Below are 14,952 nucleotides of genomic sequence, written 5' to 3'. Positions count from 1 at the left end.
CGAGGAGTAGCTGTGACCGAGCGTAACGTCAAGATCGAGTCCAAGGTGGGGCTGCACGCGCGGCCGGCCGCGCTGTTCGTGCAGACCGCCGCCAAGGCCCCGATGGACGTCACCGTGGCCAAGCGCGGGGGCGCTCCCGTCAACGCCAAGAGCATCCTGGCCGTGCTGGGCCTGGACGCCCGCCACGGCGAGGACGTCGTCATCGCCGCCGACGGCGAGGGCGCCGACGAGCTGCTGGACAGCCTGGAGGCGCTCCTCAGCAAGCCGGAGCCCGAGGGTGCCTGAGCCGCTCGCGGGGGCCGGGGTCAGCCCCGGCGTCGGGGCCGGCCCCGTACGCACCATCGCCGGCGCCGTCCCCGAGCCGGCCGCTGACGCGCGGCACGGCGGGGACGCGGCGGCGGAGAAGGCGGCCGCGCTGGCCGCCCTGGAGGCCGTGGCCGCGGACCTGGAGGACCGCGGCGCGCAGGCCGGCGAGCGCGGCAACACCAGCGGCATGGAGGTCCTGAACGCGCAGGCGCTGATGGCGCGCGACCCCGGCCTCGCCGACGGCGTGTCCGCCAAGGTGGACGAGGGCGTCGCCGCGGCCCGGGCCGTGTACGAGGCGTTCGGCGTCTACCGCGAGATGCTGGCGGGCGCGGGGGAGTACCTCGCCGCCCGGGTCAGCGACCTCGACGACATCCGGGACCGGGCGATCGCCCGCCTCCTGGGGCTGCCGGTGCCCGGGATCCCCGAGTCGGACGAGCCGTTCGTGCTGGTCGCGCGGGACCTGGCGCCCGCCGACACCGCGCTGCTCGACCCGGCCATGGTGGTCGCGTTCGTGACCGAGGAGGGCGGCCCGACCAGCCACACCGCGATCATCGCGCGGACGCTGGGCGTGCCGGCCGTGGTGGCGCTGCCCGGCGCGACCGCGCTGGCCGACGGCACGCGGGTGCTGGTGGACGGCGCCGCGGGCACCGTCCTGGTCGAGCCGGCCGAGGCGGAGATCGCCGCGGCGCGCGCCGCCGCGGACGCCCGTACCGCCCTGCTGTCCGGGCCCGCCGGCCCCGGCGCCACCAAGGACGGGCACGCCGTGCCGCTGCTGGCCAACATCGGCGGCCCCCGCGACGTCGAGCAGGCGCTGGCCAACGGCGCCGAGGGCGTCGGCCTCTACCGGACCGAGTTCCTGTTCCTCGACCGTTCCGACCCCCCGTCGGACGCCGAGCAGGAGGAGGCGTACCGGGCCGTCCTCGACGCCTTCCCCGGCGGCAAGGTCGTCGTGCGGACCCTGGACGCCGGCGCCGACAAGCCCCTGGCCTTCCTCCCGCCCCCCGGCGACGAGCCCAACCCGGCGCTCGGCGAGCGCGGCCTGCGCATGGCGCGGTCCCACCCGGACGTCCTGCGCGCCCAGCTCGCCGCCCTGGCCCGTGCCGCCGCGGGCACGGCGGCGCGGCTGGAGGTCATGGCGCCGATGGTGACCGACGCCGAGGAGGCCGCCGCGTTCGCCGCCGAGTGCCGGACGGCCGGGATCGAGCGGCCCGGCGTCATGATCGAGGTGCCCGCCGCCGCGCTGCGCGCCGGGGACCTGGTGACCGAGGTCGAGTTCTTCAGCATCGGCACCAACGACCTGACGCAGTACGCGTGCGCGGCCGACCGGCAGATCGGCGGGCTGGCCGCGTTCCAGGACCCGTGGCGCCCCGCGGTGCTCGACCTGGTCGCGATGACCGCCGCCCCCGCCGAGGGTGCCGGCAAGAGCTGCGGCGTCTGCGGCGAGGCCGCCGGCGACCCGGTGCTGGCCTGCGTCCTGGTCGGCCTCGGCGTCACGACCCTGTCGATGAGCGCCCCGTCCCTCCCGCTGGTCCGGGCCGCCCTGTCCCGCCACACCCTGGACGAGTGCCGCACCGCGGCCGCCGCCGCCCGCGCCGCCCGTACGGCGGCCGCGGCGAAGGAGGCCGCCCGCGCCCACCTCCCGGGCCTGGCCGAACTCGGCCTCTGACCGGCCGCCGAGAAGGTCGACTCGTGGCGTGTCCCCCTCCCGCGTCGCCGCGGAAGGCGAACACGCCACGAGTCGACCCGGCGGTCCTGCCGCTCAGCCCGTGATGAGCCAGCGTTCTCCCGTTCTCGCCAGGGTGTAGCGGGCGGCCAGGACGCCGCCGGGGCGGGCCGGCTCGGCCTTCCACTTCAGGTCCTCGAACGCGACGGTGACCTCGCCCTCGTCCGGGCCGGCCTCGGCGGCCGGAACGGTCACGCTCTTCAGCGCGGTCACGTCCTGCGGGCGCAGCTTCGCCTTCGCCGCCGCGAGGCCCTTCTCGCAGCCGCCCCGCTCCGGGAACGTGGCGCTCTCGTAGCCGGGGGCCAGGTGCGCGCACACCTTCGTGTCGCCGGCCGCGATCCCGCGCAGGTACTTGTAGAGCACCAGCCGCGCGGCGCGGCTCTGCGCGGCCGGCGGCGCGCTGGACCGCGCGGCCGGGAGCGCGTCGCCGGGCTCGGGGGTGAGCGGCGGCATCTCGGGCTCGTCCTCCCCGCACGCGGCGGGCGCCGTCACGAGCAGCGGTACGAGGGCCAGGGCGGCCAGCCGGGACGCGAGTTGCACGGGACCTCCTGCGGGTGCGACCGTCGCGTGATCTTCCCAGGCCGCGGGCGGCGCGTCCACACCGCGGGCGTCACCCGTATGACAGTCCGTGACCGGCGGGTTTCCCGGCGGCGCGTACCGGCAGCCTGCCGGTCGGGTTCACCGAGCCCGCCAGCACGCGGGCCAGCGCGCCGACGGCGGCCGATCCGGAGGAGTACGTCGCCAGCGCCGCCTCCGCGCCGCCGGCGTCGTCCAGGTCGTACGGGCGGCCCAGCGCGGCGACGACGACCGGCTTGGAGCCGAGCGCCCGGATCCGGGACGCGGTCGCCGGGCCCGCGTTCTGCGTGGTCAGCACGGTGACGTCGGCCGCGGCGGGGGAGCCGGCGACGGTGACGCCCTCGCGCCGCAGCGCCCTGATCAGGGTGTCGCTCTTGGGGCCGGTGACGTGCACGGTCTTGCCCTTGAGGGGCAGCGCGCGGCCGTCGTTGCGGACGAGCGTGACGGCGTGCTCGGCGACCTGCCGCGCGGTCGCCCTGTGCGCGGCGGCCCCGGCGACCGCGTCCGCCCTGGCGGGGTCGGCGGTGGTGCCGGCGAACAGCCCGCGCAGCTCCTTGAGGCGCAGGATCCGGCCGACCGCCTCGTCGAGCCGCTTGCGGGAGACCGTGCCGTCCTTGACGGCGCGCAGCACCGCCCGGTGGGCGGTGGGCAGGCTGGGCGGCATGAGGAGCTGGTCGGCGCCGGCGTTGAGGGCGCGCACCGGGGTCTTCGCGTCGCCGTACTTCCGCCGGGCGCCCTCCATCCGCAGCGAGTCGGTGACGATCACGCCGCGGTAGCCGAGCCGCTCGCGCAGCAGCCCGGTCAGCACGGTCTTCGACAGCGTGGACGGGTCGCCCGACCGGTCCAGGCCGGGCACCACGATGTGCGCGGACATGATCGCGTCGACGCCGGCGGCGACCGCGGCCTTGAACGGGGGCGCGTCCAGCCGTTCCCACTCCGCCCGGGTGTGCGTGATCACCGGCAGCCCGGTGTGGCTGTCGGTGTCGGTGTCGCCGTGCCCGGGGAAGTGCTTGGCGGTGGCCGCGACCCCGGCCGACTGGTAGCCGCCGATCGCGCCGGTGAGCATCCGGGAGACCAGCGCCGGATCCGACCCGAACGACCGCAGCCCGATCACCGGGTTGGCGGGGTTCACGTTGACGTCGGCGACCGGCGCGTAGTTCTGGTTGATGCCGACGGCGCGCAGCTCGGCGCCGGTGGCGCGGGCGGCGGCCTGCGCGTCCGCGGGCCGCCGGGTCGCGCCCAGCGCCATGTTGCCCGGGAAGCGGGTCAGGAACGGGGTGCGCGTGACCAGCCCCTGCTCCTCGTCCACGCCCATCAGCAGCGGCAGCTTGGACGCCTTCTGCAGCGAGTTCGAGAGCCGGGCGGTGCCCGCGGGGCCGCCCGCCATGTTGTTCGGGAAGTAGATGAAGCCGCCCACGTGGTACTTCCTGATCATCGAGCGGGCGTCGGCGGCGCCGGAGAAGGTGGGCACGAACAGCTGCCCGACCTTCTCCTCCAGGCTCATGTCGGCCACGTACCCGGGGATCCAGGCGCCGTCCGGGGTGGGCGAGGCGGCGGGCGCGCCCGGCCGCGACGCGTCCCCGGAGGGCCGGCCGCCGGTGGACGGGCCGCCGCCGCAGCCGGCCAGCGGTACCGCGACCGCCGCCACCGCGGCGAGCGCGATCGTAGGTGAGGCACGCACGGGTCCTGGCTCCCAGTGGTCAAGGCCGGCGAAGGGACGGCGGCGGTCGCGGCGCCGGTTCGCCGTTACGCGTTCGTGATCCGACCTGGCGACGTTAACGGGTCGGCCGCGGCCTGTCGACCCGCGCCGCGCCGTGCCGCGCGATGCCGTGCGATGCGATGCCGGGCGGTGCCGTGCGGTGGCCCGTGACGAGGACCCGTGGTGAGGACCCGTGATGAGACCCGTGGTGAAAAGCCGGGCTCAGGCGAGCGGGTGGCCGAGCCTGCGCAGCGCGAGCGAGGCGGCGCCCACCGCGCCGTCGCCGGCCCGGTGCGGGTCGGCGGCGAACCGGTCGCGCAGCCCGTCCCGTACGGCGTCGGCGACGGGGCCGTCGCGCAGCACCGAGCCGTGCATGACCACCGGCGCGTACGGGTCGTTCAGCGCCGGCCGCACGGCGTCGACGTCGCGCAGCAGCCACTCGGCCGCCTCCGCGGTGATGCGCCGGGCCACCGGGTCGCCCGCGGCGGCCGCCGCGGCGACCACCGGGCCGAGCCTGCCCAGGGCCGCGGGAGGGCGGCCGTACACCTCCTTGATGACCGCCTGGGCCAGCTGCGGGTCGGGCGCGTGCCCGGGGCGGGGGCAGGACAGCGACTGGGACGCCGCCGGCGGCCGCGGATCGGGCGGCCGGGCGGGCGACGGCACGTGCGGCACGTCGCGCGCCTCGCCGTTCGGCGGGCCCGAGCCGTCGGCGAGCAGCACGGCCGTGGCCTTGCCCTGCGCGAGCGCCGCCGGGGCCACCGGGTGGGGGCGGCCGGCCGAGTGCGGGGACGAGCCGTGCCCGAGCGAGGCGGTGGACTGGCCGGGCGGCGATCCGGCCAGCGCCGCCGCCCGATGGTGCCGGGCGCGCCTCCGGGCGGACTCCGGTTCCTTCACCGCGGGGGCCGCCGAGCCGAGCAGCGCGCGCGGCACCGCGTCGGTCAGCACCGTGGGGGAGCCGCGGCCGTCGTAGGCCGCCAGCGCGGCCCGGACGGCCTCCCGGCCGAGCCAGACCGCCGAACCCTCGTCCCCGACGAGCCAGCCGTAGCCGTCGGCGCGCTGCACGATCGCCCCGTCGCTGATGACCGCGGCGCCCGCGCCCGTGCCGGAGAAGACCACGATGCCCTTGGAGGCGGTGGTCCCGGCGGCGAAGGCGATCGCGATGTCGGTCACGACGGCGGGCGAGCCGCGCAGGCCGGCGGCGCTCCACGCGCGCCGCGCGGCGGCCACGGCGGCGGGACGTCCCGCCGCCCCGGCTCCGGCGATCCCGAAAACGCCGCCGATGACCAGCGAACGGTCCAGGTCGGCGAGCGCTTCCCGGAGGGCCGTGGTGAGCGCCCCCGCGGTGTCGCCCCCGGAATTGGGGTTGGCTCCGGGACCGGTCCCCTGACCGGCCTGGGCGCCCCCGAGCGTTAGTACGACACAGCGGGTCTTCGTGCCACCCGCGTCTATGCCGATCACGTACGGACCGGCCAAATGGGTCAACACATGGCGACCGTAGCCCTTTCTACCGTTGACGTGACATCCTTCAAGTAAGAAAATTTCCTCCATGAGGAAACCCACCGGCTCGGAGCCGGGGAGCGCCGGGGAGGCCGGCTCGCTCAGGACGACGGCGCCGCCCGAGGTCGTGACCAGAGAGGCGACGCCGCTGAGCACCGTGGTCAGGGTCCGGTCCCTGCTGCCTTCACTGCCCCCCGCTGAGCGACGTGTCGCTCAACGCGTCATCGACGATCCCGAAGGGGTCGCCAACTCCACCATCACCGAACTCGCCCAGACCTGTGGCACCTCTGAGACCACCGTCATCAGGTTCTGCCGCGCGATCGGGTTTCATGGTTATCCAGAGCTGCGGCTGACCCTGGCCACCGAGGCGGGCCGGGCGCAGAGCGCGACCGGCGGCCGGGTCATCGGCAGCGACATCAGTCCCGACGACTCGCTCGAACAGATCGTGGAGAAGGTGACGTTCGCCGATGCCAGGGCCGTCGAGGAGACCGCGGCCCAGCTCGACATCAAGACGCTCGAACAGGTCGTGGACGCGGTGGTCGCCGCCGACCGGGTCGACGTCTACGGGGTCGGCGCCAGCGCCTTCGTCGCGGCCGACTTCCAGCAGAAACTGCACCGCATCGGCAGGGTCTGCTCCGCCTGGTCGGACGCGCACATCATGCTCACCAGCGCCGCGGTGCTGGGGAGCGGCGACGTCGCGATCGGGATCTCGCACACGGGCGCGACGGTGGAGACCATCGACGCGCTCGAGGTGGCCAAGAGCAAGGGGGTGACGACCGTAGCCCTGACCAACTTCCCCAAGTCGCCCATCGCCGAGGTGGCGGACCACATCCTCACCACGGCGGCCCGGGAGACGACGTTCCGCTCGGGCGCGACCGCCAGCCGGCTGGCGCAGCTGACCGTGGTCGACTGCGTGTTCGTCGGCGTGGCGCAGCGCACCTACGGATCCACGCGGAAGGCACTGGAAGCCACCTTCGAGGCCGTCCGCGGCCGGACCGTCAGGCCCGATCGGAGGCGCCGGTGATCGACACGGCCGGCACTGGAAGCGCTGCACCCATCAAGGCGGTCCGCGGCCGGACCGTACGACCCGACCGGAGGCGTCGGTGATCGACTGCGAACTGCCCACCGAGGGGCGCAACCCGCGCACCCTCGACGTCGACACGCTGCCCACCCTGGAGGTGCTGCGCCGGATCAACGCCGAGGACGCGACGGTGCCGCTGGTGGTGGCGTCCGTGCTGCCGGAGATCGCGGAGCTGGTCGACCTGGCGGTCGTCTCGCTGCGCGGCGGCGGCCGGGTGCACTACTTCGGCGCCGGCACCTCGGGCCGGCTCGCGGTGCTGGACGCGGCCGAGCTCCCCCCGACGTTCGGCATCTGGGGCCGCGTCGTGGCGCACAACGCCGGCGGCTTCGGCGCGCTGTCCCAGGCGGTCTCGGAGGTCGAGGACGACCACGAGCTCGGCGCCCGGGACGCGGCCGAGGTGGTCGCCGGCGACGTCGCGATCGGCATCGCCGCCAGCGGCCGCACCCCCTACGTGCTGGGCGCCCTGCGCGCGTCCGCCAAGGCCGGGGCGCGCACCGCGCTGATCAGCTGCAACCCGCACACCCCGCACGGCCGCGAGGTCGAGGTCCACATCCCGCTGGCCACCGGGCCCGAGGTGATCAGCGGCTCCACCCGGATGAAGGCCGGCACCGCGACCAAGCTGGTGCTGAACTCCTTCTCCACCACCCTGATGATCAAGATGGGCCGCACGTACTCCAACCTGATGGTGAGCGTGAACGCCCTCAACTCCAAGCTGCGCGCCCGGCTGGTGCGCATCCTCACCGAGGCGACCGGGATGGACTCCCTGTCGTGCGAGAACGCGCTCATCGAGGCCGGGGGCGACACCCGCGTGGCCCTGGTCTCGCTGCTCGGCGAGGTCCCCGCGGCGCACGCCACCCAGGTGCTGGAGGAGACCGACGGCGGCGTCCGCGAGGCCCTCCAGCGCCTGAGAACGGCGTGACCCCCGCGCTCAGCTGAGGTACGGGCGGAGCTCCTGGCGCGCGACGGTCCGGACGTGGACCTCGTCCGGGCCGTCGAACAGGCGCATCGCCCGTACCCAGGTGTACATCTGCGCCAGCGGCGTGTCGTCGCTCACCCCGGCGCCGCCGTGCACCTGGATCGCCCGGTCGATGACCTCGTGGGTGATCCGCGGCACGATCACCTTGATCGCGGCGATCTCGGTGCGGGCGCCCTTCGCCCCGTGCCTGTCGATCAGCCAGGCGGTCTTCAGCGTCATCAGCCGGGCCTGCTCGATCGCCATCCGGGACTCGGCGATCTGCTGCTGGACGACGCCCTGCCGCGCCAGCGGCTCGCCGAACGCGACCCGGTCCACGGCGCGCCGGCACATCAGCTCCAGCGCCCGCTCGGCCATGCCCAGCGCGCGCATGCAGTGGTGGATGCGGCCGGGCCCCAGCCGGGCCTGCGCGATCATGAACCCGTCGCCTTCGCCGGCGACGAGGTTCGCCGCCGGCACCCGGACGTTCTCGAACCGCAGCTCGGAGTGGCCGTGCTGGTCCTGGTAGCCGAACACGGGCAGGTGCCGGACGATCGTCAGCCCCGGGGTGTCGCGCGGCACGAGGATCTGCGACTGCTGCCGGTGCGCGGGCCCGTCCGGGTCGGTCTTGCCCATGACGATGAAGATCTTGCAGCGCTCGTCGGCGGCGCCGGTGATCCACCACTTCCGGCCGTTGATCACGTACTCGTCGCCGTCCCGGACGATCGAGGTGGTGATGTTGGTGGCGTCCGAGGAGGCCACGTCCGGCTCGGTCATCGCGAACGCGGACCGGATCTCGCCGTCCAGCAGCGGCTCCAGCCAGCGCTTCTTCTGCTCGTCGGTGCCGAACATGTGCAGCACCTCCATGTTCCCGGTGTCCGGGGCGGCGCAGTTGACCGCCTCGGGCGCCAGGTCCGGGGAGCGCCCGGTGATCTCGGCCAGCGTCGCGTACTCCAGGTTGGTCAGGCCGGAGATGTCGGGGAGGAAGAGGTTCCACAGTCCCCGCTTCCGGGCCTCGGCCTTGAGTTCCTGGACGACCGGCGGCAGCGCGTGCTCGTCGTTGGCCGCCCGCCATTCCGCGTACACAGGCTCGGCCGGGTACACGTGCTCGTCCATGAACTCCAGCAGTCTCGCCTGGTAGTCCCGCGCCTTCTGGCTGAGTTCGAAGTCCATGGAGGCAGTGTCCCAGAACGCGATTCGGTAACTTTCGTCGGGATCGCCTACCATGCGCCCGTGACAGGGGACGCCGTGGCGGGGAACGCCGGGACCGTGCAGGCCGTGATCACCGACTGGGGCGGCGTGCTGACGTCCCCCCTCAATGAGGCGGTCGACGTCTGGCTCGCCGCCGACGGCGTCGACGCCGCCCGCTACAAGGACGTGATGCGCGCCTGGGTGAAGCAGGCGTACGACGGCTCGGGCACGAACCCGATCCACGGCCTGGAGGACGGCACGCTGGAGGTGGCCGAGTTCGAGCGGCTGCTGGCCGCCGAGCTGCTCACCGTGGACGGCACCCCGGTCCCCGCCGAGGGCCTGATCCAGCGGATGTTCCGCGCGTTCGAGCCGGTCGAGCCCATGTACGACGCGCTGCGCGCCGCCCGCGCCGGCGGCGCCCGTACCGCCCTCCTCTCCAACTCGTGGGGCAACGACTACCCGCGCGACCTGTGGAGCGACCTCTTCGACGCCGTGGTGATCTCCTGCGAGGTCGGCATGCGCAAGCCCGACGAGCGGATCTTCCGGCACGCCGTCGAGCTGGTCGGCCTGCCGCCGGAGCGGTGCGTGTTCATCGACGACATCGAGCACAACTGCGCCGCCGCCGAGGCCCTCGGCATGAAGGCCGTCCACCACACCGCGGTCGACACGACGCTCACCGAGCTGCGCGCCTTGGGCCTCGCGGTCTGAACGTCACCCGGAGCGCCAGCGGAGGGAGACGTTCAGGACGCGCCGGGGGCCTCGGGGGGTCGTCCCCCCGGAAGGGGCGGAGTCTGAGACTCTTTCGTCATGCGCGTCTACGTTCCGTCCACGATCCCCGGCCTGGCCCGCGTCCACGAGGCGCGCGAGATCGGGCCCGTGCCGCTGGCCGCGTACGCGGTGACCCCGGCGCTGCGCGAGTGGTACGCCGGCGGCGACCTGGAGGAGCTGGAGTACGCGGCGATGACCGCGGCCGCCCGCGCCTCGCTGGAGCTGCTCGCCGCGGACCCCGGGGCGCCGCGCCGCCGGGTCGTCCTCGCGGCCGAGGTCCCCGACGGCGCCGTCGAGTGGGCTCCCGGGCACGCCGGGCTGGAGAACGGGGAGCGGGCGCTCGTCCGGGTGACGGTGCCCGTCGGCTGGCGGAAGATCGCGTCCGGTCATGTCGACGACCCCGGCGCGGCCGGCGACGTGGAGGCCGCCGTGGCGGCGCTCCCCGCGGCGCGGGAGGGCGACGACGACGCCGCGTTCACCGTGGACGGCGCCGAGGGCCACGAGCTCATGTGGTACGCCACGCAGGAGCTGCGCGACCTGCTTCCCTGAGCCTGCCGCCCCCGCCCCGCTTCCCTGCCCCGCGGCTGGGTAGATCTGCTGGCATCGACGACGATGTCGGACTTCCAGGGAGCAGGCAGATGGACGCCGTCACGAACGTCCCCGTACCGGCGAACGAGCCCGTCAAGGCGTACGCGCCGGGCAGCCCCGAGCGGGCCGCGCTGGAGGCCAGGATCAAGGAGCTGGCCGGCGAGCGGACCGAGTTCACGATGACGATCGGCGGTGAGCGGCGGCTCGGCGGCGGCACCCCGATCGAGGTGCTGGAGCCGCACAACCACGGGCACGTGCTCGGCACGATGGGGAACGCGACCGTCGCCGACGTGCAGTCCGCGATCGGCGCGGCGAAGGCGGCGGCGCCGGCCTGGCGGGCGATGCCGTTCGACGAGCGGGCCGCGATCCTGCTGCGCGCCGCCGACCTGCTGGCGGGCCCGTGGCGGTCCACGATCAACGCCGCGACCATCCTCGGCCAGTCGAAGTCGGTGCAGCAGGCCGAGATCGACGCCGCCTGCGAGCTGATCGACTTCTGGCGGTTCAACGTCGACTACGCCCGCCGGCTGTACGCCCAGCAGCCGATCTCCTCGCCCGGCGTGTGGAACCGGATGGACTACCGGCCCCTGGAGGGGTTCGTGGTCGCGATCACCCCGTTCAACTTCACCGCCATCGCCGGCAACCTGCCGACCGCGCCCGCGCTGATGGGCAACGTGGTGGTCTGGAAGCCGTCGCCGACCCAGCAGCCCGCCGCCCACCACACGATGCGGCTGCTGGAGGCGGCCGGGCTGCCGCCCGGCGTGATCAACCTGGTCACCGGGGACGGGCGGGCGCTGTCGGAGGCCGCGATCCCGCACCCCGACCTGGCCGGGATCCACTTCACCGGCAGCACCGGCACGTTCCAGCACCTGTGGCGGACGGTCGGCGAGCACATCGCCACCTACCGCGGCTACCCGCGGGTGGTCGGCGAGACCGGCGGCAAGGACTTCGTCGTCGCGCACCCGTCCGCCGACCCGGCCGTGCTGAAGACCGCGCTGATCCGCGGCGCGTTCGAGTACCAGGGGCAGAAGTGCTCGGCCGCCTCCCGCGCGTACGTGCCGCGCTCGATCTGGAACCGGATGCGGGACGACTTCTGCGACGAGGTCGAGGCCCTGACCATGGGGAACGTGGCCGAGGACCTGTCGCTGTTCATGGGCGCCGTGATCGACGAGCGGGCGTTCGCCAAGCACAGGGCCGCCCTCGACCGCGCCCGCGGGATCGACACCATGAAGGTCCTCGCGGGCGGCGGGCTGGACGACTCCGAGGGCTACTTCGTCCGGCCGACCGTGCTGGAGTCGTCCGACCCCGACGACGAGATCTTCGTCAAGGAGTACTTCGGCCCGATCGTCGGCGTGCACGTGTACGACGACGGCGACTACGACTCGATGCTCACCCAGATGGAGGGCGTCGCCGAGTACGCGCTGACCGGCGCCGTCATCGCCCGCGACCGCGCCGCGATCGAGGAGGCGTCCGAGCGGCTGCGGTTCGCGGCCGGGAACTTCTACGTCAACGACAAGCCGACCGGGTCGATCGTCGGCCAGCAGCCGTTCGGCGGCGCCCGCGCCAGCGGCACCAACGACAAGGCCGGCTCGATCTTCAACCTGACCCGCTGGGCCAGCATGCGGGTGATCAAGGAGACGTTCGTGGCGCCGACCGACCACCGCTATCCCCACATGGGTCCCTGACCCGTGTCCTTGCCGCCAGAACGGTGCCGCGTCACACCCGCTTGCGGTATGCGCCGCCAGGCCCGACGATGAGTCCGCCCGTGCGGACGCGTGCGGGCGCTTGCCCCGCGACCACGCAGGAAGAGGATGACGACGCTGAACCGCCTGGTGCTGTGGAACATCGATCACACGCTCGTGGACGTCGGGCGGATCACCCGGGAAGCCTACGCCGAGGCGTTCCAGCGGGTCATCGGGCGTCCGCTGGTGCGGCTGGCGCCGACGCCCGGCCGGACCGAGTCCGAGATCATCTTCGAGACGCTGGCGTTCAACGACGTCGTCACCACCGACGACCACCTGCCGGCGTTCACGGCGGCGCTGGCCGAGTCGTTCGCCGCGCGCCGCGCCGACCTGAAGGCGCACGGCAGGGTGCTGGCGGGCGCGCTGGAGGCGGTGTCGGCCGTCGCCCGGCTGCCCGACACCGCGCAGTCGGTGCTCACCGGCTCGATCGAGCCGAACGCCGTCCTCAAGGTCACCGAGCTGGGCCTGTCCGGGCGGCTCGACCTGGACGTCGGCGGCTACGAGAACGGCGTCTACAGCAAGGCGGCGCTGCTGGAGCTGGCCCGCACCCGGGCCGGTGAGAAGCACGGCGTCCGCTACACCGAGAAGGCGACGGTGTACGTGGCCGACTCGCCGCGCGACGTGCAGGCCGCGCGCATCGCCGGCTCGCCGATCATCGCGGTGGCGTCCGGCAGCGCGACCGAGGCCGAGCTGCGCGCCGCCGGCGCGGACGTGGTGCTGTCCACGCTCGCCGACACCGACGCCGTGGTCCGGGCCGTCCTGGAGCTCACCCAAGATCGTTGAGCTTGCGCAGGTCACCGGGTTCGCCCGATGCTGGGCGGGTACGGCCGGCGCGAGGGGAGAGACATGTCCAGTGATCATGGGGTGGCCGAGGGCGCGCTGCTGTGGGAGCCGTCGGAGGAGGTCGTCGCCAACGCGCGGGCGACCCATTTCATGCACTGGCTCTGGGACCGCGGCGTCCTGGCCGAGTCGTACGACGACCTGTGGCGCTGGTCGGTGACCGAGGTCGACGCGTTCTGGGACGCGATCTGGTCCTACTTCAAGGTGGCCGGCGAGCGCGGCGACGGGCCGGTGCGCACCGGCGGGCCGATGCCGGTGGACGGGCTGGAGTGGTTCCCCGGCGCGACCCTCAACTACGCCGAGAACGCGCTGCGGCGGGCCGGCGAGGCGCCCGACGAGCCCGCGCTGATCTTCCGCTCGGAGGCCGGCGGGCACCGGGTGGTCAACGGCCGCGAGCTGTGCATGCAGGTCGCCGAGGTGCGCGCCGGGCTGGCCCGGCTCGGCGTCGGCCGCGGCGACCGGGTGGCGGCGTACGTGGGGAACATCCCCGAGGCCGTGATCTGCTTCCTGGCCACCGCCTCGCTGGGCGCGATCTGGTCGTCCTGCTCGCCCGACTTCGGCTCCGCGTCGGTGATCGACAGGTTCGCCCAGATCGAGCCGACGGTGCTGATCGCGGTGGACGGCTACGCGTACAACGGCAAGCGGTTCGACCGGCGCGAGATCGTCGCCGAGATCGAGGCCGCGCTGCCCACGCTGGCCGCGACCGTGCTGATCCCGTACCTCGACCCGGCGGCCGTCCCGGACGGCCTGCGCGCCGGCGTCCCGTACGCGGAGCTGCCGGTCACCGACCACGACGAGCCGGAGTTCGAGGCCGTCCCGTTCGACCACCCGCTGTGGGTGGTGTACTCGTCCGGCACGACCGGGCTGCCCAAGCCGATCGTGCACGGCCACGGCGGCGTGGTCCTCGAACACCTCAAGGCGCTGTCGTTCCACCAGGACCTCGGCCCGGGCGACGTGTTCTTCTGGTACACCACGACCGGCTGGATGATGTGGAACTACCTCGTCGGCGGCCTGCTGGTGGGCTCGACGATCGTGCTGTACGACGGCGCGCCCGGCGACCTGTGGAAGATGGCCGCCGACACCGGCATCACCTACATGGGGGTCGGCGCCCCGTACATCACCGCCTGCGCCAAGCAGGGCGAGCGGCCGGGCGAGCGGTACGACCTGTCCCGGCTGCGCGGCATCGGCTCCACCGGCTCGCCGCTGCCGCCGGAGGGCTTCGCCTGGGTGTACGAGGCCGTCGGCCGCGACCTGCTCCTCGGCTCCCTGTCGGGTGGCACCGACCTGTGCACCGGCTTCGTGGGCCCGTCCGTGCTGCTGCCGCTGCGCGCGGGCGTGCTCCAGGGCCGCGGCCTCGGCGCCAAGGTCGAGGCGTACGACGAGCAGGGCAAGCCGCTGACCGACGAGGTCGGCGAGCTAGTGATCACGGAGCCGATGCCGTCGATGCCGGTCTTCTTCTGGAACGACCCGGACGGCGCCCGCTACCGCGAGTCGTACTTCGAGACGTACCCGGGCGTCTGGCGGCACGGCGACTGGATCAAGGTCCGGCCGGACGGCGGCTGCGTGATCTACGGCCGGTCCGACTCCACGCTCAACCGCGGCGGGATCCGGATGGGCACGTCCGACTTCTACCGGGTCGTCGAGGCGTTCCCGGAGATCGCCGACAGCCTGGTGATCGACACCGGCCGGCTGGGGCAGGAGGGCCGGCTGATCCTGTACGTCCAGCCGGCCGAGGGCACCGAGCTGAGCGACGACCTGGTCGCCCGGCTGGGCCGCGAGCTGCGCTCGGCGCTGTCGCCGCGGCACGTGCCGGACGAGATCCACGCCGTGCCGGGCATCCCGCGGACGCTGTCGGGCAAGAAGCTGGAGGTCCCGGTTCGCAAGATCCTCCAGGGCACCCCGGTCGACCGTGCCGCCAACCGCGACTCCCTGGCCAACCCGGAGGTCCTGGAGCACTTCCTCCCGAAGGACTCCTAGGTCTTCCAGAGGTCT

At 74.1% G+C, this 14,952-nt stretch carries 13 protein-coding genes; 9 read left to right on the top strand and 4 right to left on the bottom strand.

Going from position 1 to position 14,952, the window contains the following annotated elements:
* The first annotated feature begins 12 nt into the window (after nucleotides 1–12).
* Nucleotides 13–285 (top strand): HPr family phosphocarrier protein, encoded by a 273-nt coding sequence (locus ACA361_RS04250; protein WP_375010449.1) that lies wholly within the window; start codon nucleotides 13–15, stop codon nucleotides 283–285.
* A complete protein-coding gene (ptsP, locus tag ACA361_RS04245; protein ID WP_375010448.1) occupies nucleotides 278–1,972 on the top strand; it encodes a phosphoenolpyruvate--protein phosphotransferase in 1,695 nt (564 codons plus the stop codon). The genes ACA361_RS04250 and ptsP overlap by 8 nt, the downstream gene beginning before the upstream one ends.
* A gap of 93 nt (nucleotides 1,973–2,065) precedes the next feature.
* On the opposite strand, the gene ACA361_RS04240 is transcribed toward ptsP, so the two are convergent.
* The 3 genes from ACA361_RS04240 to ACA361_RS04230 form a co-directional block, all read right to left on the bottom strand.
* Nucleotides 2,066–2,569 carry a hypothetical protein gene (locus ACA361_RS04240; protein ID WP_375010447.1) on the bottom strand — a complete coding sequence of 168 codons (504 nt, stop codon included), beginning with the start codon at nucleotides 2,567–2,569 and terminating at the stop codon, nucleotides 2,066–2,068.
* Nucleotides 2,570–2,639: 70 nt separating this feature from the next.
* Nucleotides 2,640–4,286, bottom strand: coding sequence for a glycoside hydrolase family 3 protein (locus tag ACA361_RS04235; RefSeq protein WP_375010446.1), 1,647 nt, complete (start codon nucleotides 4,284–4,286; stop codon nucleotides 2,640–2,642).
* Between the two features lie 240 nt (nucleotides 4,287–4,526).
* Complete coding sequence (locus tag ACA361_RS04230) at nucleotides 4,527–5,789, bottom strand: BadF/BadG/BcrA/BcrD ATPase family protein (protein ID WP_375010445.1); 1,263 nt, start codon at nucleotides 5,787–5,789, stop codon at nucleotides 4,527–4,529.
* 61 nt (nucleotides 5,790–5,850) lie between these two features.
* Between ACA361_RS04230 and ACA361_RS04225 the strand changes: the two genes are divergently transcribed.
* Together ACA361_RS04225 and ACA361_RS04220 are read left to right on the top strand one after the other, a co-directional pair.
* Complete coding sequence (locus tag ACA361_RS04225) at nucleotides 5,851–6,825, top strand: MurR/RpiR family transcriptional regulator (RefSeq protein WP_375010444.1); 975 nt, start codon at nucleotides 5,851–5,853, stop codon at nucleotides 6,823–6,825.
* 79 nt (nucleotides 6,826–6,904) lie between these two features.
* Entirely contained in the window at nucleotides 6,905–7,801 is an 897-nt protein-coding gene (locus ACA361_RS04220; RefSeq protein WP_375010443.1) for an N-acetylmuramic acid 6-phosphate etherase, read from the top strand.
* A gap of 9 nt (nucleotides 7,802–7,810) precedes the next feature.
* Here the strand turns inward: ACA361_RS04220 and ACA361_RS04215 are convergent, their stop codons facing one another.
* Nucleotides 7,811–9,007 (bottom strand): acyl-CoA dehydrogenase family protein, encoded by a 1,197-nt coding sequence (locus tag ACA361_RS04215; protein ID WP_375010442.1) that lies wholly within the window; start codon nucleotides 9,005–9,007, stop codon nucleotides 7,811–7,813.
* A gap of 60 nt (nucleotides 9,008–9,067) precedes the next feature.
* Between ACA361_RS04215 and ACA361_RS04210 the strand changes: the two genes are divergently transcribed.
* From ACA361_RS04210 to ACA361_RS04190, 5 genes are all read left to right on the top strand, one after another.
* Entirely contained in the window at nucleotides 9,068–9,733 is a 666-nt protein-coding gene (locus tag ACA361_RS04210; RefSeq protein WP_375010441.1) for an HAD family hydrolase, read from the top strand.
* A gap of 99 nt (nucleotides 9,734–9,832) precedes the next feature.
* Nucleotides 9,833–10,342, top strand: a complete 510-nt coding sequence (locus tag ACA361_RS04205) for a hypothetical protein (RefSeq protein ID WP_375010440.1) — start codon at nucleotides 9,833–9,835, stop codon at nucleotides 10,340–10,342.
* Nucleotides 10,343–10,431: 89 nt separating this feature from the next.
* The gene (pruA, locus tag ACA361_RS04200) at nucleotides 10,432–12,063 is read left to right on the top strand and encodes an L-glutamate gamma-semialdehyde dehydrogenase (protein ID WP_375010439.1); all 1,632 of its coding nucleotides are present in this window, start codon (nucleotides 10,432–10,434) and stop codon (nucleotides 12,061–12,063) included.
* Between the two features lie 126 nt (nucleotides 12,064–12,189).
* A complete protein-coding gene (locus ACA361_RS04195) occupies nucleotides 12,190–12,903 on the top strand; it encodes an HAD family hydrolase (RefSeq protein WP_375010438.1) in 714 nt (237 codons plus the stop codon).
* 63 nt (nucleotides 12,904–12,966) lie between these two features.
* Nucleotides 12,967–14,937, top strand: coding sequence for an acetoacetate--CoA ligase (locus ACA361_RS04190; RefSeq protein WP_375010437.1), 1,971 nt, complete (start codon nucleotides 12,967–12,969; stop codon nucleotides 14,935–14,937).
* Nucleotides 14,938–14,952 lie beyond the last annotated feature (15 nt).

The sequence above is a fragment of the Actinomadura sp. 21ATH genome (assembly GCF_041951345.1).
In the GTDB taxonomy this organism is placed as follows: Bacteria; Actinomycetota; Actinomycetes; order Streptosporangiales; family Streptosporangiaceae; genus Spirillospora.
This window is presented reverse-complemented; position numbering and strand designations above follow the sequence as displayed.

Excerpts from the sequence above, each read along its gene's own strand:
- ACA361_RS04225 (WP_375010444.1), top strand. The coding sequence starts at position 5,851 with ATGAGGAAACCCACCGGCTCGGAGCCGGGGAGCGCCGGGGAGGCCGGC.
- ACA361_RS04215 (WP_375010442.1), bottom strand. The coding sequence starts at position 9,007 with ATGGACTTCGAACTCAGCCAGAAGGCGCGGGACTACCAGGCGAGACTG.
- pruA (WP_375010439.1), top strand. The coding sequence starts at position 10,432 with ATGGACGCCGTCACGAACGTCCCCGTACCGGCGAACGAGCCCGTCAAG.
- ACA361_RS04195 (WP_375010438.1), top strand. The coding sequence starts at position 12,190 with ATGACGACGCTGAACCGCCTGGTGCTGTGGAACATCGATCACACGCTC.
- ACA361_RS04190 (WP_375010437.1), top strand. The coding sequence starts at position 12,967 with ATGTCCAGTGATCATGGGGTGGCCGAGGGCGCGCTGCTGTGGGAGCCG.
- ACA361_RS04205 (WP_375010440.1), top strand. The coding sequence starts at position 9,833 with ATGCGCGTCTACGTTCCGTCCACGATCCCCGGCCTGGCCCGCGTCCAC.